Raw genomic sequence first — 20,194 nt, forward strand, 5'->3', positions numbered from 1 at the left:
TAATTGCAATTTTTGCGAGTAAGAAAAAGAAATAAATTTGAAATTGGACGTTGAAAGGAGGTGCGCTATGCTAAGTGATTTTACATGGAATATGACCGGATACATACCAAAATACGCTGTCAATCCGCACGGTGATGGTATCATTCCCTATATGGCAGAGCGCATCTTCCAACTGGAACCGGAGCCGCCAGCGGTGGGCAGTCTGAATGAATATATCCTGTCTGCCTTGCGGGAAAAGAATTTGATATATTTCTCGTTCTTCCTCCACCATTATGAGCCACAGCTCAATAAGCGCATCAAAGGCTTTTGGGGTGTGGATGGCGGCGATCTGTACGATACAGACCGTTTTATAGATATAAAGCTCTCCTGCAGGGAACAAATGCTCCAAAAGCTGATGGACTATGATCCTGCCAAGGGTGCGGTCAGCGAGTTTTCCAAAAAGTATAACTGTGACTTTGCCCTTGCGGAAGAATATCTGAGAGTTGTTCGAGGTATCCGCAATCAGCAACCATTCTATGTGACAGATGAGGACGGCGAGGAAACGGGCGAAGATGTTGCTCTTGATGATACTTGGAACTACTCCGACATCCTCTGGAACGGCATACAGGCAGAAAAGGTGCAGCGAGCTTTTGATAAGCTGAACTACCGGGAACAGACCTTGCTTGAAAAGCGGCTGGCAATCTGCATGACCTGCGGGCATGTCGGCTCATGGAAAGGCCGTCCCACCTTTGAGGAACTGGCTGTAATGTTTGAGGGCAGCACTGCCAGCGGTGCGGAGCGAGCCTACCGCAGAGCAGTGGACAAACTGACAGAATTGTTGGTTGCCGAGGGCGCAATCCATGCTGTCCGCTTGAAACAGAAATCCAAGACCAAACGAAAAAAGAAAATCGCCACCGCAATCTACGAATACCAAGCAGACTGCGACGGCGAATGGGGCCAGATTTCATTTGATTTTGAGAACGGCACATCAGAAATAGTCCGACTTGCCGATTGGGATACAATGAAAACAAACCGCTTTGCGAACAAGGCAATAGCCTACCTTCTAAACTGCGAAAACGAGAAGTTGCCAAAGGAAACGATAGTAGCGTTTGAACTATAAAAGGAAATTGACGAGGAACGAGAATGAAAACAATCGCAATCATAGATGATGATATTCATATTGGAGATATGCTGAGAGAAGTGCTGGTGCAAGAGGGCTATTCTGTTCTTCGTGCATACTCCGGCACAGAAGCGTTATATCTTCTTTCACAAAACAAGCCCGATTTGGTGCTGCTGGATCTGATGTTGCCGGGATTGTCTGGCGAGGAAGTTCTGCCCCACATTGAGAACATTCCTGTTATCGTTCTCAGCGCAAAAGTAGATGTGCAAGACAAGGTAAATCTTCTGCTGGGCGGTGCGGCAGATTACATGACCAAGCCTTTTGATACAAAGGAGCTTCTTGCCCGTATCACTGTTCAGCTCCGCAAGGCAGAACAACATGGCGAAACCAAATCTCTTTCCGTTGGCGATTTGGTTTTGGATATGGTTTCCCTTTCTCTGACAGTACAGGAGCAGCCTGTGAAGCTGACCCGAACGGAGTATGCCATCTTAAAACTGCTGATGGAAAATCCCAAACAGGTAATTTCAAAGAGTGTCCTGCTTGACAGAATCAGTCTGGACACACCCGACTGCACCGAGCGTTCTTTGAAGCAGCACATCAGCAATCTTCGTAAAAAGATGCAGGATGTCAGCGGTGTAGACTATATCGAAACAGTCTGGGGAATTGGTTTCAAATTGGCAGAACAAAAAATCTTGACCAAATCTTGACGTTTTTCTTGACCACTTTCTTGACTTTTGTTTTGTAAACTTAGGTCAGCAAAGGAGGTAATACAATATGAACTATATTTTGCAAACAAACAGCCTGACAAAAAAGTATAAAAACTTTCAGGCATTGAATGGTCTTACTATGAATGTTCCCAAAGGTTCCATCTATGGCTTTGTGGGAAAGAACGGCGCTGGTAAGACAACCCTGATCCGCTTGATCTGCGGATTGCAGGAACCGACTTCCGGTAGCTTTTCTCTGTACGGCATCCGCAATGACAGCAAGGATATTATCAAATCCCGCCGTCGCATGGGTGCTGTGGTGGAAACACCGTCCATCTACATGGATATGACTGCGGAGGAAAATCTGAAGCACCAGTATCTCATTCTTGGTCTGCCATCATTTGATTGTATTCAGGAATTGTTGAAGCTGGTAGGTCTCGACAACACGGGAGAGAAAAAAGCGAAGAACTTCTCCCTCGGTATGAAGCAGCGTCTGGGCATCGCTATCGCATTAGCCGGTGATCCCGACTTTCTTGTTCTTGATGAGCCTGTAAATGGTCTCGACCCTCAGGGTATTGTGGAAATGCGAGAACTGATTTTGAAGTTGAACCGAGAAAAACAGATTACAGTTCTTATTTCCAGTCACATTCTGGATGAACTTTCCCGTCTGGCTACTCATTACGGTATCATTGATAATGGTCGCATGGTGAAGGAACTGAGTGCAGAAGAACTGGACACAGTTTGCCGCAAGTGTGTCCGCATGGAAGTGACCGATACTTCTACTCTGGCTCGTGTGCTGGATTCCATGAATCTGGAATATAAAATTATCTCCGCAACAACAGCCGATGTGTTCGCAAAGATCAATGTGACACAGCTGACCGTTGTACTGGCAAAGGAAAACTGCGAAGTGCTGTCTATGCAGGAAAAAGATGAAAGTTTGGAGAGTTATTACATCTCTCTGGTTGGAGGTGATAATAATGCGTAAACTTTTTCGAGCAGCCTTTTACCGTACAGAGAATAAAAAAATGATTCGAATAGAATTAGTGATTGCTGTATTGCTTTCCGCATTCATCATCCTCAACGGTTACTTCCAGACGAATTTGACTAATGCATACATCTATAAGCTGGTCGCCCGTTTTTTTGGATATTCACCCCTGATGGGACCATTTATCGCCGTATTTGCCGCATATTTGTGGGGAACAGACTATGAATATGGAACTCTGCGCAATAAACTAATCTGCGGACACACTCGTGAAGAAGTTTATTTTTCCAATCTTCTCCTGACCATATGTGCTGGACTGAGTACTGCACTAATCTGGTTGATAGTTAATGGGATGCTGGGTATTCCGCTACTGGGTACGGCAAGCCTGAACCTCTCTTTGGGAGAGATGGCATTTTATATTTTTTCAAGCCTTTTGATGGTCGTTGCACTCTCCAGCGTATGTTGTCTGTTGGCAAGTCTGGCGGAGAACAAAAACTCAGCGACACTTCTTTGTCTGGGAGCTGTAGCTGCAATGGTCATAATCGGGATGCTCCTTTATGATCGTTTTGCAGAACCAGAGTTATTGGATGGATGGATGTGGAGTGATACAGACCCAACTGTGCGATGGCATCCCCAAAATATCAAATTCATCGGTGGAACATTTCGTATCCTGCTGGAATTTCTTATCTGTCTGACACCTGGAGGACAAGGTGTAATTCTTTGCGAAGAAGGGGTGGAACACCTGATTTTTCTTCCATTGTGCTCTGCGTTTGTAATTTTTTCAACATCTCTTATAGGAAGTCGTTCCTTTAAGAAAAAGAACCTAAAGTAAGGAGGTAGAAAGATGTTCCCTTGGATTTTGTGTTGTATTTTGCTAATTGTTGTATTTTTTCTAATCACAAAGATTATTTTTATAGAAAAAAGTATTGATGAAATTCATACAGAATTCCAGGAACGTCTTTCCTCCGACACAAACACTCTGATTGATATTTCTTCCAGCGACCCTCATCTGAGAAAACTGGCTTCGGAGATTAATATCCAGCTTCGATTGCTCCGCAAGGAACGCCATCGTTACCAACAGGGCGATCTGGAACTGAAAGAAGCTATCACCAATATTTCCCATGACCTGAGAACTCCGCTTACGGCGATAAACGGTTATCTTGACCTATTGGAACGAGAGGAAAAAAGCGAAACGGTACACTGCTATCTTTCTCAAATCCAAAACAGAACAGATGTTTTAAAAAATCTAACCGAAGAACTCTTCAGATATAGTGTGGTTACTTCTTTTCAGGAACTGAAACCAGAACGTATGGATGTTGTCCGGGCATTGGAGGAAAGTCTGCTGTCTTTCTATGCGGTCATGCAGGAAAAAGGCATCCAACCGGAAATCGAATTGCCGGAGGAACCGGTTTTCCGTGAACTGGATGCAGGTGCGGTCAACCGTATCTTTTCCAACATTATCAGCAATGCGCTGAAATACTCTGACGGCGATCTGTCCGTAGTCATGGATAAGAACGGCTGTGTTACATTCAGCAACACGGCGCACAATCTGAATTATGTGACGGTCGGCAGATTGTTTGACCGTTTCTATACAGTAGAAGCCAGTCGCAATTCAACCGGTTTGGGATTGTCCATCGCCAAGCTGCTGATTGAGCGTATGGGCGGAAGTATTGGAGCAATCTACAACAATGACAAACTGCAAATCAAGATAATCTTTGCAAAATGAAATAAAAAAGAGTTTATATGAACGGAGGTGTTTTGATTATGAAGAAATACTTGAAGGAGATACTAATACTCTTAATTCAATTATTTATGTTTTATGTATTTCCATTATTTGCAGGACCAACAGACGTTATGGGAATGATAGTTTTGCTTATTTTAGCAACATTATTGCTTTCAATTCTAATTGGCAGCATTTCAAATCTGAAAGTAAAGTACTTGTATCCAATAATCATAGCAATTACATTTGTGCCATCTGTGTTTATATACTATAACGAGACAGCATTGATACATTCGCTTTGGTATTTGGCAGTATCATCCTTTGGTTTGATAATCGGCATGGTCATTCATAAATTGATTCTTAAAAAGTAGAAAGAGCAAAACTTTCAAAGGCTACCCAGTCAAAAAGATTGGATAGCCTTTATTTATGTTTTCTAAAATTAAAGTTGAATATCTGCCTTAGCCAATAACTATGGGCTTAGAGGTTTAGTGAGCCAGGCAAATCGCTCCAATCGCCGTATCCACAGATTTATACTCTGTAACAGTTTTTCAAATAGGTTTTGGAATCTCCGTTCAATATCAAATCAGCATATCCAATCGGGTCATTGTAAATCAGATAATCCAGTTCCGACCTCTGATACATATTGTCGGCAACCTCGTTCTCAACCGCAATCGTATCAATCGCAATCATACTACCATCAAAGAATTTCAGTTCCACACAAGCGGTATCCATGTTAAACTTACAAGAAATCAATCTATCCATAAGAAACCTCCATTTTACGGGATGTTATATCATCCCAAAATATTTGAATGCTTCTCGGATTGCTTTCTCTTTTTCCGGTGGACACAGAGGCTGTCTGGAATCTTCGGACTTCGGCAGATTGTAGTTCTTACCAACCTCAATCCCACATTTCCGCTTAATCTGTGAGATATACAGGTTTGATACCTTTAATCCGCTATGTTCCAGTACATAGTCCTTGATCTGCGTGTAGGTTGCCCCATCTTGAAATTCGGACATATCCATATCTTCTAAAGAGAACTCAACCCGAATCTTTTTCGAGTCGACCTCACCCTTGGAAAGCAAAACAACCGTCTCAATATTTCCGGACCATGGGAACATGTCCACGCAGCACATCCTCTCCACCTGATATCCTCTGGCGGTTAAAACCTCTAAGTCTCTTGCAAGACTGGTTGGCTTACAGGAAATATAAATCATACGGTCTACGCCATAGTGGATAATCTTCTCCAATGCCTTTGGATGGATGCCATCGCGCGGAGGATCCAATACGATAAAATCCGGTTTTTCGGTAATATCGTCCAATACTTTTAAGACATCGCCGGCTAAAAATTCGCAGTTTTCAAGACCATTTAATGCCGCATTTTCCTTTGCGGCTTCCACTGCCTCTTCTACTATTTCCACACCCACTACCCTTTTTGCGGCTGGTGCCAGCATCTGTGCAATGGTTCCGGTTCCGCTGTATAAATCGAATACCACCTTGTCTGCCTTCTCGGTCAGCGTATCACCGATATAGTCCCTTGCAGTCTGGTAAAGCACCTCTGCTCCAAGAGAGTTGGTCTGGAAGAAAGAAAATGGTGTGATTCTAAAACGAAGTCCTAAGAGTTCTTCGTAGAAATAATCTTTTCCATATAAAATCTCTGTTCCTTCATCCTTTACTACATCTGCTACACTGTCATTTTTCGTATGAAGAATTCCTGCAATGCTGCCGTCTAAATCAAGTTTACATAACGCGTCTTTCATTCCGGTCAGCAAATCTTTTTCTGAAGATACTGCTTCTGTCAGGCCATCCAGAATATGCTCTGCGCCTGCCGTTACAAGGTCAATCAGGATCTCTTTGGTCTTTACCGCTTTACGCACCAGTAAATGACGCAGATATCCGGTATGCCGCATCCTATGATAATAGGAAATCTTTTTTTCTGCAAAATACTGCTGCACACAGCTTAATATCTTCCGATAATCTTCATCTACAATTTTACAGTCCGTTACCGAAACAATATCATAAAAGCTGCCACGCTTATGCATGCCAAGAGCAAGGGGACCATCCTTATATTCATCCCCAAAAGTAAATTCCATCTTATTACGGAATCCGAATTCATTCGGACTTGCTTTTACGCCCTCAAAGCTGTAGGTTTCCGGGTCTACTACCGCATCCATCAGTTTCTTCACCTGCTGTCCTTTTAATACAAGCTGATCTTCATAGGATAAATTCTGATAAGTACAGCCTCCACAGATTCCAAAATGCGGGCATGGTGCTTCCGGCAGCTCATTTGGTGCTTTCTTCAAAACTTCCAGTAAGCGGCCTTCGCCTTTTCCCTTTCTTACCTTATTTACAGAAAAGGAAATCTCCTGTCCCGGTAATACGTTTTTTACGATTACCTGCTTTCCTTCTTCTACTTTTACAACTCCCTTATTCGGGAAATCCACATATGCAACAGTTCCCTGTAATACCTGACCTTTTTTCATACTTACCTCACACAAACAATTCTTTTCCAAAAACACATGTCATCCGCAGCGTTTCCGGCACACTCAGTAAAAGGGCTGCATGATATCACACAGCCCTTTACATCTTCACCTGTTAAATTATGCAAATGATAATGATTATTTCTCTTCCTCGTCATCCTCGTCAAAGAAATCATCTTCAAAATCATCATCGAAATCGTCTTCAAAATCCTCCAGATAATCTGGTGCAAAGAAACGATATAATCCATAAGCAGCTGCAGCAACTACTACAACAATACCAATGATTGCAAAAATTAAACCAGCTTTTGATTTTTTCTTCTCTTCCATTATTTCCTCTTTCTCCTTTTTATGCAATAATTCTGTTACTTTGTTCACATTTGCGGTTAATAAATTCTTTAATTCTTCCATTTTTTCCATTTCTGACCACTCCTTTTTATGCCAACAACAGTTTTTCATTTTCCTGCCACCTAGAACTCTTTTTATTAATTCATTATAGCATATGTTTCCCCAATCTACTAGAAAAAATTACAAATTCATAAAATTTTTATAACTTTTTCAATTTGGCAAAGGATGCAAACATCTTCTTCACACCTACACTGGAAAAATCAACGGTAACCTCATAATCCCTGCCGCCGTCAATAATCTGCTTTACGACTCCGGTGCCGAATTTCAGATGGGAAACGGTATCACCCACAGCATAATCCAACGGCTTTTTCATTGCGGAATTGCCAAAGTTTCTTGCCTCCGGTACGCCAGTTCTGCGCAGTGCCATCGGCTTTGCCGAAAATGCATTTTTCGCCATCATACTTGGTTTCGGAATATCCGGCATTTTTTCCTTCTGGATGGTTCCCGCTAAAAGTTCCCGCGGAATCTCTTTTACGAAACGGGACACCTTATTATACTGTGTTTCTCCTCGTATCATACGCATTCTTGCGCAGGATATGGACAACCGCTCCTTGGCTCTTGTGATTCCCACATAGGCAAGACGACGTTCTTCTTCGATTTCCGCTGTTGGATTTTCCGCACAGATTGCACCGAATCCCGGAAACAGTCCGTCTTCCATTCCTGCCAGATAAACCTGTGGGAATTCAAGACCTTTTGCACTATGTAACGTCATCAGCACAACATAGTCCTGTGTCTCATCCACACTGTCAATATCTGCAACCAGTGCTACTTCCTCTAAGAATCCGCTTAAGGTCGGCTCTTCTTCGCTTTCCTCATAAGTAACCGCTTTGGAAATCAACTCATCGATATTTTCCATTCGCTGCTGTGCTTCCTCTGTATTTTCTGCTTCCAGCTCACGGACATAACCGGTTTCTTCAATGATTTCCTGCAAAAGCTCTGATACACTGATATACGGCAACTTGCTCCGCATACTCTGAATCAGCATTACAAACGGTCTGATTTTTGCAGATGCCCGTCCGATTGTGCCAATCTCTTCTGCCATTTTTAAGGCATTATAAAAGGTAAGACCGTTTTCATCGGCATAATCCTGCACCCTGCTTAATGTCGTTGCTCCAATTCCACGTTTTGGCACATTGATAATACGGCGTACCGCCAGATCATCCATGGCATTGTCAATGGTCTTAAGATAAGCCAGTAAATCCTTGATTTCTCTTCTGGAATAGAAGTTTACTCCTCCCACAATCTTATATGGTATGCTGGCTGTGATAAAACGTTCCTCGAAAAGTCGGGACTGGGCGTTGGTACGGTATAATACGGCACAGTCTCCGTAATGATACATGCCTTCCCGCACTTTGCTCCGGATATCTTTTGCTACATAGTCTGCTTCATCAAATCCGGTTTCAAACTGATGAAATGCAATTTTTTCGCCTTCCTCATTCTCCGTCCAGAGACGTTTTGCCTTTCGTCCCACATTATTTGCAATGACCCCATTGGCTGCATTTAAAATATTCTGGGTGGAACGGTAATTCTGCTCCAGCTTGATGGTGACTGCATTTGGAAATTCTTTTTCAAAATTCAATATATTATAAATGTTTGCTCCACGGAATTTGTAAATGGACTGGTCATCATCACCTACCACGCAGAGATTCTTATATTTGCCTGCCAGCAGTTTAATCAGCTGGAACTGTGCCGTATTGGTATCCTGATACTCGTCCACCATAATATAACGGAACCGCTCCTGATAATAATCCAGCACTTCAATATCTGACTGGAAGAGCTCTACCGTCTTCACAATTAAATCGTCAAAATCCAGCGCATTATTTTTCCGCAATACCTGCTGATATTCCCGGTAAACGGCCGCTTCCTTCATTTTCCGGAAATCTCCCTGTGCCCGGAGGGCATATGCTTCCGGGCTGATCAGCTCGTCCTTTGCAGAAGAAATCGCTGCAAGAAAACTTTTTTCCTTATACATCTTCGTATCGATTTCCAGACGCTTGCAAATATCCTTCATAATGGTCTTCTGGTCTTCTGTGTCATATATGGTAAAGTTGGTTCCAAATCCGATATGGTCAATAAAACGGCGCAAAATCCTCACACAGGTAGAATGAAAGGTAGATACCCAGATATTTTCCGAGCCATAACCCACCATGTCATCAATACGCTCCCGCATTTCGCCTGCTGCCTTATTGGTAAATGTAATCGCAAGAATATGATAGGGATTGACTCCCAGCTCCTCAATCAGATATACCGCCCGGTGGGTCAGTACACGGGTCTTTCCGCTGCCTGCGCCCGCCAGCAGCAACACAGGTCCTTCTGTTGTAAATACACCTTTTTTCTGTTCTTCATTTAATGAATCGTATATACTCATAATGCTCCTTTATTCTCCTCAATACCACTTCGCTCAGTATACCATACTTCCTTAGGGGATGGGAACATATTTTCTGTATTTCTTTTTAGATTTCTTTTTGTACTGTCCGTTGAACGCATTCATGGGTTCTTTCCCCATATGTTCATTCTATTGTAGTTGCATCACGCAATGTCATTTACACATCACAGCGTCATTGTATATGCTTTCTGTCATTTTTCTTCTTGTTATCTAGTTTTCAATACTATATAATAGGTATGAGGTGAATTCAAATGACAATTGATGCTAAAGATTTATTAAACAGTATTTTATCCAGTCTGTCGCGGATTGACTATATCCGTCCGGAAAGTATTCCAAATATTGACCTTTACATGGATCAGATTACAACCTTCATGGATACCCAGCTTGCAGCTTCCAAGCGTCATCCCGATGACAAGATTCTGACCAAAACCATGATTAACAACTATGCAAAAAACAATCTGCTTCCACCGCCGGTCAAGAAGAAATACAGCAAAGAACATATTCTGATGCTGATTTTCATTTATTATTTCAAAAACATATTAAGTATCAATGATATCGAAAGTATCTTAAATCCTCTGGCAAAACGTTTCTTCAATGCAGAAGGAGAATTCAATCTGACAACTGTCTATGAAGAGGTGTTCAGTCTGGAACGGGATGAAGTAAAAAATCTGATGAAAGATATTACCAAGAAATTTAACACCAGTTCTACCACCTTTGCAGATGCGCCGGAAGAAGACCAGGATTTTCTTCATACCTTTTCTTTTATCTGCATGTTAAGCTTTGATGTATTTGTAAAGCGTATGTTGATTGAAAAGCTGATTGACGAGACAAAAGAAATGGAAAAAGAAGCCGAAGATGAGCAGCGTGCTGCAGAAAAGAAAGCTTCCGAAGAGAAAAAAGCTTCTGAGAAAAAGACTTCCGGAAAAAAGTCGAACGAATAAAAAGCCATATGCCAGGAAAAAAGCACCGGTTCGAACCGGTGCTTTTCTTTAGCATTTGCGTAATTTTGTACAAAATTTAAATATCGTTTTAATTTTATTTCTACTCTTCGCTTTTCTTTTCCGTTTTTTTCTCTTCTTCCAAAGGTTTCACATTCGTTCTTGCAAATACCATATCATATCCATCACATCCATAATTCAGGGAACGATTCACACGACTGATGGTTGCCGTTGATGCGCCAGTTTTCTCTGCAATATCAAGATAAGTTCTCTGCTCACGCAACATCTTTGCCACTTCATATCTCTGTGAGAATGCCAGTAATTCATTTACCGTACAGACATCTTCAAAGAATTTATAACATTCCTCTTTATTTTCAAGGCTTAAGATTGCATCAAACAAATGATCCACTGCTTCCGTTCTTACATTCTTACTCATTCTGCCTCTCCTTTTCGTATTATACTTTTTTCAATACAAAAATGTTAGCATATTAAAGTGTGAAAGTAAACCGTTTTTCGAAAAATTTTCTTTTCAATTTTTTTCTTTTTCTGAACCTCAAAATTTCTGTTTCTGGAAATTTTTAATCCAGAAGATTCTGCATACTCTTTAAGGTAATTACCAATGTAGATGTATTATGAAGTAATGCAGATACGGTTGGCTGCAGGACTCCTGCCACGCCAAGCACAATCAGTCCTGTATTGAATCCAACAATTGTCCGGTAATTCTTATGAATCCGCTTCATCAATGCATTACTCAGCACCTTTAAGGTTACTATCTCATAAAGATTATCTGCACCGATAGTTACATCTGCAATTTCTCTTGCAATCTCTGCTCCATCACTGATGGCTATTCCAATATCTGCCGCAGATAATGCCGGTGAATCGTTGATACCATCTCCAATCATAATGACCTTGTGTCCTTCTGCTTTGGCTTTCTCTACAAAACTTGCCTTATCTTCCGGAAGTACCTCGGAGTAATACTCGTCTACGCCCACTCTTGCTGCAATGGCGGATGCTGTACGTTCACTATCCCCTGTCATCATAACAACTTTCTTAATTCCGGCTGTCTTTAAGGAATTTACAACGGCTGCTGCTTCATCACGAAGCGGATCTTCAATGCAGATAACGGCTGCAAGGCGGTTCTCAATTGCCATATAAAGGTGTGAATATTCTGATGGAAGGCTGTTAAACTGTTCTTCATAGCCTTCCGGAACCACACATTTTTCATCTTCAAATACAAAGTGATAGCTTCCGATTACCACACTCTTTCCTTCTATGGTGGAAGAAATTCCGTGGGCTACAATATATTCCACCTTAGAATGTAGTTCTTCATGCACAAGATTCTTTTCCTGGGCTGCATCTACGACTGCCTTTGCCATGGAATGAGGGAAATGTTCCTCTAAGCAGGCAGCAATACGTAAAAGCTCTTCCGTGGGCTTATCCGTAAAAGAAACCACATCTACTACGGTAGGCTGTGCTTTGGTCAGAGTACCTGTTTTGTCAAAGACGATGGTATCTGCTTCTGCCATTGCCTCTAAGAATTTGCCACCTTTTACGGTAATATTGTGCACACTTGCTTCACGGATTGCAGACAATACAGATACCGGCATTGCAAGTTTTAATGCACAGGAAAAGTCCACCATAAGAACTGCTAATGCTTTTGTGGCATTTCTGGTAAAGAGCCAGGTAATGCCTGTTCCTAGTAATGTATATGGAACCAGACGGTCTGCCAGATGCTCGGCTTTACTTTCCAGGGAAGATTTTAACTTCTCTGACTCTTCAATCATCGTGACAATTTTTTCAAATTTGCTGGAGCCATTTACTTCTTTGACACGAATGGTCAGTTCTCCTTCTTCCAATACGGTTCCGGCATAGACATAACCTTCTACACTCTTATGCACCGGAAGGGATTCGCCGGTTAAGGATGCCTGATTTACCATCGCATCCCCTTCCGTTACCACGCCATCAAACGGAATGACATTTCCCATATGAATACAGACTTCATCGCCTTCTTTAATCTCAGATGCCGATACCAGTATTTCCTGTCCATCCTGACACAGCCATACTTTACTGACATTTAAGGACATACTTCTTGCCAGATCATCGACGGATTTCTTGTGTGTCCACTCCTCTAAGATTTCTCCAATGCCCAGTAAGAACATAATGGAACCTGCTGTATTGATGTCATTGCGAAGCAGGGATACTCCAATAGCTGTTCCATCCAGCACCGGAACCTCTATCCTGCCCTTCGCCAATGTAGAAATGCCCGCCCATAAATATTTTACAGAACGGAGCATGGTAATTCCTGCACGGATTGGATATGGCAGGAACATCTTACTACCCATACGGAGTACCACTTTATTTACCAGCTTGTCCCAGTAAGTCCGGTTCAGCTCCCTGCCGGAATTCTGTAAAAAAGTCTCTGGCACATCCACTTTCTGATAAGAGAAATGACGCAGTGTCTCTATCATCTCCTCACGATTTCCCACATAACAGACTACTGCATCCTGTAAACGTTCATTTACTTTCACTGAAGTGACACATTTGCAGTTACTCAGGTAATATTCCATCATATCTGCCTGGCGGAAACTCATCCCGCCCTGAATGATATGAATACGAAGTCTTCCTTTTATCTCATGTTTTATAACAAATCTCATATTACATACTTCCTTAGATAAAGAATCACCTACAGCATATTCTGCAGGTGATTCTCATAGTTTACGTGAACAGCGAGCAAAATCGCATGCCCAATGTTTATTCTGCTACAGTTTCTTCTGTTGCATCTTCTACAGATTCATCTGTATATTCTGCTGCTTTAGCAGCTCTGTCTTCATTAATCTGCTGTGCCTCTGCATAAATATCCTCTGCATTCTCCTGGATATTAGAAGCAGTCTTCATGACACATTCCTTTGCACGTAATGCTGCTGCTGTACAGTTTGTGTAGACTTTCTTTGCATCCTTGCTACCTAATATTTTAATTCCGGCTGTTCCAAACAATACACCGGCAGCAAAGATTCCGGTCTTCTTCCAGTTAAATTTTTTCACAAAATCAAACATATGTATTCCTCCTATTTCTGTTTGTTTTTTAGCTTACCGCCATTAAAACCCATTGTCCATACTCTTTTTCGTTATTGAGAATTCTTATCAACAACAGAATCTTATCTTGAAATTTTGATTACGGAAATAATTTCTTCCCAGTGGTCTAAGACATACTGTCCAATAATCGGATCATACATCTTGCCAAGATTATTTTTGATTTCCTGATAACAGTAGTCAAAATCATGTGCTTTGCGATAACTCCGGTTTGAAGTCATGGCATCAATGGAATCGCAGATTGCAATGATTCTTGCCCCCACCGGAATTTCTTCTCCTTTGAGTCCAAGCGGATAGCCCTCTCCATCGAATCGTTCATGATGACAGAGCACGATATATTTCAGTTCTTTTAAATGTCTTGATTTACTCAAAATCTCAGCTCCAATAGAGGGATGTTTCTTCATTGCCTCCCATTCCTCATCATCAAGCTTTCCTTCTTTATTTAAAACAGCATCCGGAACACCAATTTTTCCAATATCATGGAGATGTGCCGCAATATGGATTTGCTGTATATTCTCCGTTTTTAAGCCAATTAACTGGCATACTTTCATAGCCATATCACTGACACGCTGGGAATGCCCCGCCGTATAAGGGTCCTTTGCATCCAGTGCACAGGTAATGCATTCTATAATTTCATGATAATCTATCTCGCCGCAATATTCACAAGTTTTCAAATAATCCCTTCACTTTCTATCCTTCAATGACAAATTTTGCAAATGATAATTCTGCTCCTTTGCCGATTCTGCTGCAGATATTTACCACTCTGGTCATAACACCTGCAAACTGGTTATCTTTGGTTACAATTTTAAGAAGCTGTGTCTCTGCCTCATATTCTGCTTCCTCTACATCTTCTAATTCTAATGTTTCACGAAGAATTTCTTTTACCTGATCCTCTGTTACTTTTTTAGACATCCGATAATATCTTCCCATAATGTGCTTCCTTTCTTAGTTGTTACTACTTTATGTTAGTTCTTTCTAATCCAGTTGTATTATAACACCTGCTATTGAAAATAGAACCTTTCGTATTGATATTTTTTCTCATTATTTCTTAATTTGATTTACCCCTGTATCCACGTTATAATAGTCCTATTACATAAATCTGATTTATCAGCAGAATACTAATACAAAAGAAAGATAAAAGGAGGCTATTTTATGTGCACCGCAGCTACTTATCAAACAAAGAACTTCTACATGGGCAGAACCCTTGATTATGAATTTTCTTATGGTGATGAAGTCACCATCACCCCTCGCAACTATCCTTTTCATTTCCGTCATGCCGGGACTTTAAGCTCCCACTATGCCATGATTGGCATGGCTCATGTAGCACCAGACAATGGTGTTGACTATCCTCTTTATTATGATGCCTGCAATGAAAAAGGTGTCTGCATGGCAGGGCTTAACTTTGTGGGAAATGCCGCTTATGCTGATATTATTGATACAAAAGAAAATGTTGCACAATTTGAATTTATTCCATGGATTCTAAGCCAGTGTGCTTCTGTTTCAGAAGCCAAAGAAAAATTAGTACAGATGAATCTCGTTGGAACTGTTTTTGCCAGCCATTTTCCGGCAGCACAGCTTCACTGGATGATTGCCGACAAAAGTGAAAACATCGTTGTGGAATCCATGGCAGACGGGCTTCATATCTATGACAATCCTGCCGGTGTGCTGACCAACAATCCACCTTTTCCAATGCAGATGTTTGCTTTAAATAATTATGCGGCTCTCTCATCCAGGCAGCCGGAAAATCATTTTTCCGACAAGCTCAACTTACAGGCTTACAGCCGCGGTATGGGGGCTTTGGGTCTGCCGGGCGATTTATCTTCCCAATCCCGTTTTATCCGGGTTGCTTTCACCAGACTACATTCCATTTCCGGCAGTTCAGAAATCGAAAGTGTCAGCCAGTTCTTTCATATCTTAGGTTCCGTCGACCAGCAGCGGGGCTGCTGTGAAGTTGCTGATAACAAATATGAAATTACAATCTATACTTCCTGCTGCAATGCGGATAAGGGAATTTATTACTATACGACCTATGATAATCATTCAATTAACGGAATCGATATGCATCATGAGAACCTGGACAGTGCAGAGTTGATCCGGTTTGCGGTTCTTGATGCAGGTGAGATTCACTGGCAGAATTAGGGGATTGCGATGTGGGAGATAAATTTATTAAAAAATTTTGCAGCAGTCGAAGCGCATTGATTTTCATATGATGAAACGTCACCGTTCTAAGAGGTCTGTTTTTCTTTTTACGATAAAAACCGTCTTTTCTATGTTTGACAAAATATTGGTACTGATCGTCGAAGTGCAGATGCCTGATAAGGGCTGTTAGGGGCACTTGGAATTTCGTCTGGCAACAGGCAACGCTGGTACAAGGATGTACCAGCGAGGCACAATTGAACATGGATGTGAATTTGTGCCGGTTGCCAGATGAAATGAAAAGTATATCGAAATTCCCAGTGCCCCTTGCAGACATTAGGTGGCATCTGTCCTCGACGGACAGTACCAATATTCTGTCAAAGCAACCGAAAAGACAGTTTATCATCAAGAAAAACAGACCCCTAAGAACGGTTGACATTTCACATAAAAGAAAATCAGATGTACTTTGACTGCTGCAAAATTCTTTGATTCTAAATGTTATCTCCCACATCTCAATCCCTTAATGGATGACATATAAAAGGAGCAGACCCGCATCAAAAGTCTGCTCCCTTTACGTCCAAAGTATTTTGTGTGTATTGTAATGTTCCTTACAAGAGTTAGTTTATGCTAACTCTTGTTTTCTGTCAATACCGCTGTTGATATTCTTTTCTCACATGTGATAACTCCTTATAGATGTTCCGGTGATTTAAAATAATTCAAAAAACTCTTCGCCAGTTCCACATTGGTATTGACCACCAGTTCTTCCGGAAAATCTACCATCTGAATAACTTCCAATGGATATTGATGATTCCCAACTGCAGTATCCACATGTGCATCGGAATCCATGATAACCGGAACTTTATATTCCTTGCAAAGTTCTAACATTTTGCAGCTGTTTTCCTTCGTATTCTGCCGAAAGCCACCCGGTGTCAGGGAGCCATTGTTGACCTCTAACAATACATGATGTTCCTTTGCACCTTCCACCAATGCACGATAATCCACCGGATAATAAGAATCATCCGGATGTCCGATAATGTTTATATAGGGATTTTTCATCACATTCAGATAAGTTTTCGTATTTTCTTCTATGGTTCCCGGATGAAAACACGGACCATGCATACTTGCAACGCACAAATCCATCTGCTTTAAGGTACGCTCCGGCAGATCCACATGCCCTTCCATATCCATGATATTAAGTTCTGCGCCAAACAGCGTATACATTTCTCCATGCTTTCTTTCCAGCACGCGAAGATTATTAAAATATAACTCGCTGCAGGTTCCCGGCATTTTCGGAGCATGCTCTGTAATACCAAAGAGACGGATTCCTTTCTGCTCTGCCGCCTTTATCATTGCTTCAATAGTACTGTAAGCATGTCCGCTTGCAATTGTATGAGTATGAAGGTCTACGTAGTCGTTCATGTTCTGTTCTCCTTTTATATCTCTTGTCATAATACTGTTTTCTAAATTTCAGACAATCCTATCCTATTCATCATAGCACATTTTCATCTGTCTTTCATACTATAATACAAATGTCTTTTAAGGATGCTCTATGAAACGATTTTATAAAAAAGGTATTTCTCTTTTCTTAATTCTTCTTATGTCCTTCCCGCTTTGTGCCTGCAAATCAGATGATTCTAAAGCATTAACAACCGTAAAATTAAATGAAGTGGCACATTCCATCTTTTACGCACCGATGTATGTGGCCATCGAAAAAGGCTACTTTGAAGATGAGGGAATCGAGCTCTCATTGACCACCGGCTTTGGAGCGGATAAAACCATGGCTGCCGTTGTTTCCGGGGATGCAGATGTAGGATTCATGGGAACGGAGGCAAGCATTTATGCCTACACGGAAGGCGCAAAAGACCATGTCATTAATTTTGCACAGCTTACCCAGCGTGCCGGTAACTTTGTGGTTGCAAGGGAAAACACCGATTCCTTTTCCTATGAAGATATGATTGGAAAAGATGTGCTGGGCGGAAGAGCCGGTGGCACACCGGAAATGGTATATGAATATGTACTCCGGGAAAATGGGGTTTCTCCTTCCGAAGTCAAAATCGACCAGAGTATTGACTTTGGTTCTACCGCAGCGGCTTTTTCCGGCGGGCAGGGGGATTATACCATTGAATTTGAACCATCCGCTACTGCTTTGGAGCAGTCCGGTGACGGCTATGTGGTAGCGTCCATTGGCGTGGATTCCGGCTATCTTCCATATACTGCTTTTTGTGCCAAAGAAAGCTATCTTAAAGAAAATGCCGACCTTATCCAGCATTTCACCAATGCTTTACAGAAAGGCATGGATTATGTAGCAGGTCACAGTCCGGAAGAAATCGCAACTGTCATTGCACCACAGTTTAGTGAAACAGATCTTAAAACCCTTACACTTATTGTAAGCCGCTACTACGACCAGGAAACCTGGAACACAGATTTAATACTCCGGGAAGAAGGCTATGACTTAATGCTTACTATTTTAGAAGAGTCCGGTGTTCTCTCCGGTGCCGCTCCTTATGAAGATCTTGTAAATACAGATTTTGCAGAAAAAGCATCCACACCGTAGTTTAAAATATCAGAAATTAAATCATTATTTAAAAAGCACAGAATATATAGTAAATAACATTACTATACATGCTGTGCTTTTATCACTTAGATATCCTTTTTACATTCCACCCTGTTAGCGAATCATAGAAAATGCACCAACACTGATTAACATCATAATTACACCAGCCAGCAATACGCCAAGCATCACTGCAATAACAGATGATTTAAAATCCATATCTAAGATGCTGGCTGCCAGAGTTCCTGTCCAGGCTCCGGTTCCCGGCACCGGGATTCCAACAAAGAGCAGTAATGCCAGGAATAATCCTCTTCCAGCCTTTGCCTGCAGCTTCTTACCACCCTTTTCACCTTTTTCCAGACACCAGCTGAAAAATTTTCCAATAACAGGCTTATCTGCACCCCAAATCAGTACTTTTCTTGCAAAGAAATAAATAAATGGTACCGGCAGCATATTTCCAATGATAGAAATAATATAAGATGGTATCAATGGAAGTCCAAACCCCTGCGAAAACGGAATTGCTCCTCTCAGTTCAACCAATGGTACCATAGAAACCAAAAATACGATCAGATAATGTAATAACATAATACTCCTTTCCTAATGAATTATGACTGTTTATAGTTTTTCAAAAACGTAATCAGCGTATCCATTTCTTCATCTGTACCAATGGTAATACGCAGGTAATTTGCAATCCGCTCCGGTTTAGAGAAATGACGGACATAAATGTCTTCCTTCTTCAAATCTTCAAACAGCTTCTCCATGGAAATCGTATCGTGGGTTACAAAGAGGAAGTTACTCTTTGAATCATCCATCCGGTATCCCAGTGCCCGAAGTTCTTCCTTGGTACGCTCTCTCGTTGCAATAATCTTCTGTGTTGTCTCTTTAAAATAAGCTTCATCCAAAATAGCAGCCGTTCCCATTTCAATCGTAAGGGAATTTAAGGTGTAAGAATTAAATGAATATTTAACATCATTCAAATATTTGATTAATTCAGGCTGTGCCATCGCATATCCAATCCGCATGCCTGCCATGGAACGGGATTTACTAAAGGTCTGGACTACCAGCACATTGTCATATTTATCAATAAGCGGCAATGCTGATGTTCCACCAAAATCAATATATGCTTCATCCACAATAACAATGACATCCGGATTCTGTGCAATGATGCGTTCCACATCTTCTAACGGAAGCAGTTTTCCTGTCGGTGCGTTTGGATTTGGAAATACAATTCCTCCGTTTTCCCCAGCATAATCCTCCAGGCGAATCGTAAAATTCCTATCCAGTGGAATCTGTTTATATGGAATACGGAATTCCTCTGCCCAGACATCATAGAAAGAATAAGTAATATCCGGAAACAGAATCGGACGACTGGAATTAAAAAATGTCATAAAGCACATGGCAAGTACATCATCTGAGCCAACGCCCACAAATACCTGATTGGAATTTAAACCATATCGTTCTGCAATGGCGTCCGTCAGTTTCTCAATCTTTGGATCCGGATAAAGACGCAGCCGGTCGGTATCAAAAGAGGTTAAAACATCCTTTACTCCCGGTGCCGGTGGATACGGGTTCTCATTGGTATTCAGTTTTATCATTTTCTCTTTCTTCGGCTGTTCTCCCGGAACATACGGGATAACTTTGCGTATATTATTTTCCCATGCTTTCATGTCTTACTCCTTCTATCTGCTGCTTGATTTTATCATTC

Annotated in this window: 21 protein-coding genes; 9 read left to right on the forward strand and 12 right to left on the reverse strand. The window is 41.5% G+C overall.

Annotated features, from left to right (window positions below; translation table 11 throughout):
- The first annotated feature begins 67 nt into the window (after positions 1-67).
- From DXB39_RS10090 to DXB39_RS10115, 6 genes are all read left to right on the forward strand, one after another.
- Positions 68-1,099: a hypothetical protein gene (locus tag DXB39_RS10090; RefSeq protein WP_117841782.1), complete on the forward strand. Its 1,032-nt coding sequence runs from the start codon at positions 68-70 to the stop codon at positions 1,097-1,099.
- 23 nt (positions 1,100-1,122) lie between these two features.
- Positions 1,123-1,806: a response regulator transcription factor gene (locus tag DXB39_RS10095; protein WP_055303618.1), complete on the forward strand. Its 684-nt coding sequence runs from the start codon at positions 1,123-1,125 to the stop codon at positions 1,804-1,806.
- Positions 1,807-1,873: 67 nt separating this feature from the next.
- On the forward strand, positions 1,874-2,788 hold the full coding sequence (locus tag DXB39_RS10100) for an ABC transporter ATP-binding protein (RefSeq protein WP_055303617.1): 915 nt from the start codon (positions 1,874-1,876) through the stop codon (positions 2,786-2,788).
- Positions 2,781-3,617 carry an ABC transporter permease subunit gene (locus DXB39_RS10105; RefSeq protein ID WP_158557451.1) on the forward strand — a complete coding sequence of 279 codons (837 nt, stop codon included), beginning with the start codon at positions 2,781-2,783 and terminating at the stop codon, positions 3,615-3,617. The genes DXB39_RS10100 and DXB39_RS10105 overlap by 8 nt, the downstream gene beginning before the upstream one ends.
- Positions 3,618-3,629: 12 nt before the next feature.
- Positions 3,630-4,511, forward strand: coding sequence for a sensor histidine kinase (locus DXB39_RS10110; protein ID WP_055303615.1), 882 nt, complete (start codon positions 3,630-3,632; stop codon positions 4,509-4,511).
- 38 nt (positions 4,512-4,549) lie between these two features.
- Positions 4,550-4,876, forward strand: coding sequence for a hypothetical protein (locus DXB39_RS10115; RefSeq protein ID WP_055303614.1), 327 nt, complete (start codon positions 4,550-4,552; stop codon positions 4,874-4,876).
- A 157-nt stretch (positions 4,877-5,033) separates the two neighbouring features.
- Here the strand turns inward: DXB39_RS10115 and DXB39_RS10120 are convergent, their stop codons facing one another.
- The 4 genes from DXB39_RS10120 to pcrA all read right to left on the reverse strand — a co-directional run bounded on the left by DXB39_RS10120 (position 5,034) and on the right by pcrA (position 9,756).
- Positions 5,034-5,267, reverse strand: coding sequence for a DUF6061 family protein (locus DXB39_RS10120; protein ID WP_055303613.1), 234 nt, complete (start codon positions 5,265-5,267; stop codon positions 5,034-5,036).
- A gap of 24 nt (positions 5,268-5,291) precedes the next feature.
- On the reverse strand, positions 5,292-6,986 hold the full coding sequence (gene rlmD, locus DXB39_RS10125) for a 23S rRNA (uracil(1939)-C(5))-methyltransferase RlmD (protein ID WP_117841781.1): 1,695 nt from the start codon (positions 6,984-6,986) through the stop codon (positions 5,292-5,294).
- A gap of 135 nt (positions 6,987-7,121) precedes the next feature.
- Complete coding sequence (locus DXB39_RS10130) at positions 7,122-7,400, reverse strand: hypothetical protein (protein WP_022242638.1); 279 nt, start codon at positions 7,398-7,400, stop codon at positions 7,122-7,124.
- 127 nt (positions 7,401-7,527) lie between these two features.
- Complete coding sequence (pcrA, locus tag DXB39_RS10135) at positions 7,528-9,756, reverse strand: DNA helicase PcrA (protein ID WP_117841780.1); 2,229 nt, start codon at positions 9,754-9,756, stop codon at positions 7,528-7,530.
- Positions 9,757-10,025: 269 nt separating this feature from the next.
- Here pcrA and DXB39_RS10140 point away from each other — a divergent pair, with 269 nt between their 5' ends.
- Positions 10,026-10,715: a DUF1836 domain-containing protein gene (locus DXB39_RS10140; RefSeq protein WP_117841779.1), complete on the forward strand. Its 690-nt coding sequence runs from the start codon at positions 10,026-10,028 to the stop codon at positions 10,713-10,715.
- A gap of 100 nt (positions 10,716-10,815) precedes the next feature.
- On the opposite strand, the gene DXB39_RS10145 is transcribed toward DXB39_RS10140, so the two are convergent.
- The 5 genes from DXB39_RS10145 to DXB39_RS10165 form a co-directional block, all read right to left on the reverse strand.
- A complete protein-coding gene (locus DXB39_RS10145; protein WP_117841778.1) occupies positions 10,816-11,148 on the reverse strand; it encodes a YerC/YecD family TrpR-related protein in 333 nt (110 codons plus the stop codon).
- 142 nt (positions 11,149-11,290) lie between these two features.
- The gene (locus tag DXB39_RS10150; protein ID WP_117841777.1) at positions 11,291-13,366 is read right to left on the reverse strand and encodes a heavy metal translocating P-type ATPase; all 2,076 of its coding nucleotides are present in this window, start codon (positions 13,364-13,366) and stop codon (positions 11,291-11,293) included.
- A gap of 97 nt (positions 13,367-13,463) precedes the next feature.
- Positions 13,464-13,766, reverse strand: coding sequence for a DUF6110 family protein (locus DXB39_RS10155; protein WP_022243411.1), 303 nt, complete (start codon positions 13,764-13,766; stop codon positions 13,464-13,466).
- A 101-nt stretch (positions 13,767-13,867) separates the two neighbouring features.
- Positions 13,868-14,476, reverse strand: coding sequence for an HD-GYP domain-containing protein (locus tag DXB39_RS10160; RefSeq protein WP_117841776.1), 609 nt, complete (start codon positions 14,474-14,476; stop codon positions 13,868-13,870).
- Between the two features lie 16 nt (positions 14,477-14,492).
- Entirely contained in the window at positions 14,493-14,732 is a 240-nt protein-coding gene (locus DXB39_RS10165) for a hypothetical protein (protein WP_117699171.1), read from the reverse strand.
- Positions 14,733-14,954: 222 nt separating this feature from the next.
- Here DXB39_RS10165 and bsh point away from each other — a divergent pair, with 222 nt between their 5' ends.
- Complete coding sequence (bsh, locus tag DXB39_RS10170; RefSeq protein WP_117841775.1) at positions 14,955-15,941, forward strand: choloylglycine hydrolase; 987 nt, start codon at positions 14,955-14,957, stop codon at positions 15,939-15,941.
- 684 nt (positions 15,942-16,625) lie between these two features.
- Here bsh and DXB39_RS10175 read toward each other — a convergent pair.
- Complete coding sequence (locus DXB39_RS10175; protein ID WP_117841774.1) at positions 16,626-17,357, reverse strand: phosphatase; 732 nt, start codon at positions 17,355-17,357, stop codon at positions 16,626-16,628.
- Positions 17,358-17,487: 130 nt separating this feature from the next.
- On the opposite strand from DXB39_RS10175, the gene DXB39_RS10180 reads away from it, so the two are divergent.
- The gene (locus tag DXB39_RS10180; RefSeq protein ID WP_117841773.1) at positions 17,488-18,492 is read left to right on the forward strand and encodes an ABC transporter substrate-binding protein; all 1,005 of its coding nucleotides are present in this window, start codon (positions 17,488-17,490) and stop codon (positions 18,490-18,492) included.
- A gap of 114 nt (positions 18,493-18,606) precedes the next feature.
- Here DXB39_RS10180 and DXB39_RS10185 read toward each other — a convergent pair whose 3' ends face one another.
- Both DXB39_RS10185 and hisC read right to left on the reverse strand, forming a co-directional pair.
- Positions 18,607-19,074, reverse strand: coding sequence for a COG2426 family protein (locus tag DXB39_RS10185; RefSeq protein WP_117699128.1), 468 nt, complete (start codon positions 19,072-19,074; stop codon positions 18,607-18,609).
- A 20-nt stretch (positions 19,075-19,094) separates the two neighbouring features.
- A complete protein-coding gene (gene hisC / locus DXB39_RS10190) occupies positions 19,095-20,156 on the reverse strand; it encodes a histidinol-phosphate transaminase (RefSeq protein ID WP_117841772.1) in 1,062 nt (353 codons plus the stop codon).
- Positions 20,157-20,194: the final 38 nt, after the last annotated feature.

It is taken from the genome of Roseburia sp. OM03-7AC (assembly GCF_003462625.1).
GTDB lineage: Bacteria > Bacillota > Clostridia > Lachnospirales > Lachnospiraceae > Roseburia_C > Roseburia_C amylophila.

What these genes read in the sequence shown, in the direction of transcription:
- DXB39_RS10090 (WP_117841782.1), top strand. Translation starts at nt 68, where the DNA reads ATGCTAAGTGATTTTACATGGAATATGACCGGATACATACCAAAATAC.
- DXB39_RS10095 (WP_055303618.1), top strand. Translation starts at nt 1,123, where the DNA reads ATGAAAACAATCGCAATCATAGATGATGATATTCATATTGGAGATATG.
- DXB39_RS10100 (WP_055303617.1), top strand. Translation starts at nt 1,874, where the DNA reads ATGAACTATATTTTGCAAACAAACAGCCTGACAAAAAAGTATAAAAAC.
- DXB39_RS10105 (WP_158557451.1), top strand. Translation starts at nt 2,781, where the DNA reads ATGCGTAAACTTTTTCGAGCAGCCTTTTACCGTACAGAGAATAAAAAA.
- DXB39_RS10110 (WP_055303615.1), top strand. Translation starts at nt 3,630, where the DNA reads ATGTTCCCTTGGATTTTGTGTTGTATTTTGCTAATTGTTGTATTTTTT.
- DXB39_RS10115 (WP_055303614.1), top strand. Translation starts at nt 4,550, where the DNA reads ATGAAGAAATACTTGAAGGAGATACTAATACTCTTAATTCAATTATTT.
- DXB39_RS10120 (WP_055303613.1), bottom strand. Translation starts at nt 5,267, where the DNA reads ATGGATAGATTGATTTCTTGTAAGTTTAACATGGATACCGCTTGTGTG.
- rlmD (WP_117841781.1), bottom strand. Translation starts at nt 6,986, where the DNA reads ATGAAAAAAGGTCAGGTATTACAGGGAACTGTTGCATATGTGGATTTC.
- DXB39_RS10130 (WP_022242638.1), bottom strand. Translation starts at nt 7,400, where the DNA reads ATGGAAAAAATGGAAGAATTAAAGAATTTATTAACCGCAAATGTGAAC.
- pcrA (WP_117841780.1), bottom strand. Translation starts at nt 9,756, where the DNA reads ATGAGTATATACGATTCATTAAATGAAGAACAGAAAAAAGGTGTATTT.
- DXB39_RS10140 (WP_117841779.1), top strand. Translation starts at nt 10,026, where the DNA reads ATGACAATTGATGCTAAAGATTTATTAAACAGTATTTTATCCAGTCTG.
- DXB39_RS10145 (WP_117841778.1), bottom strand. Translation starts at nt 11,148, where the DNA reads ATGAGTAAGAATGTAAGAACGGAAGCAGTGGATCATTTGTTTGATGCA.
- DXB39_RS10150 (WP_117841777.1), bottom strand. Translation starts at nt 13,366, where the DNA reads ATGAGATTTGTTATAAAACATGAGATAAAAGGAAGACTTCGTATTCAT.
- DXB39_RS10155 (WP_022243411.1), bottom strand. Translation starts at nt 13,766, where the DNA reads ATGTTTGATTTTGTGAAAAAATTTAACTGGAAGAAGACCGGAATCTTT.
- DXB39_RS10165 (WP_117699171.1), bottom strand. Translation starts at nt 14,732, where the DNA reads ATGGGAAGATATTATCGGATGTCTAAAAAAGTAACAGAGGATCAGGTA.
- bsh (WP_117841775.1), top strand. Translation starts at nt 14,955, where the DNA reads ATGTGCACCGCAGCTACTTATCAAACAAAGAACTTCTACATGGGCAGA.
- DXB39_RS10175 (WP_117841774.1), bottom strand. Translation starts at nt 17,357, where the DNA reads ATGAACGACTACGTAGACCTTCATACTCATACAATTGCAAGCGGACAT.
- DXB39_RS10180 (WP_117841773.1), top strand. Translation starts at nt 17,488, where the DNA reads ATGAAACGATTTTATAAAAAAGGTATTTCTCTTTTCTTAATTCTTCTT.
- DXB39_RS10185 (WP_117699128.1), bottom strand. Translation starts at nt 19,074, where the DNA reads ATGTTATTACATTATCTGATCGTATTTTTGGTTTCTATGGTACCATTG.
- hisC (WP_117841772.1), bottom strand. Translation starts at nt 20,156, where the DNA reads ATGAAAGCATGGGAAAATAATATACGCAAAGTTATCCCGTATGTTCCG.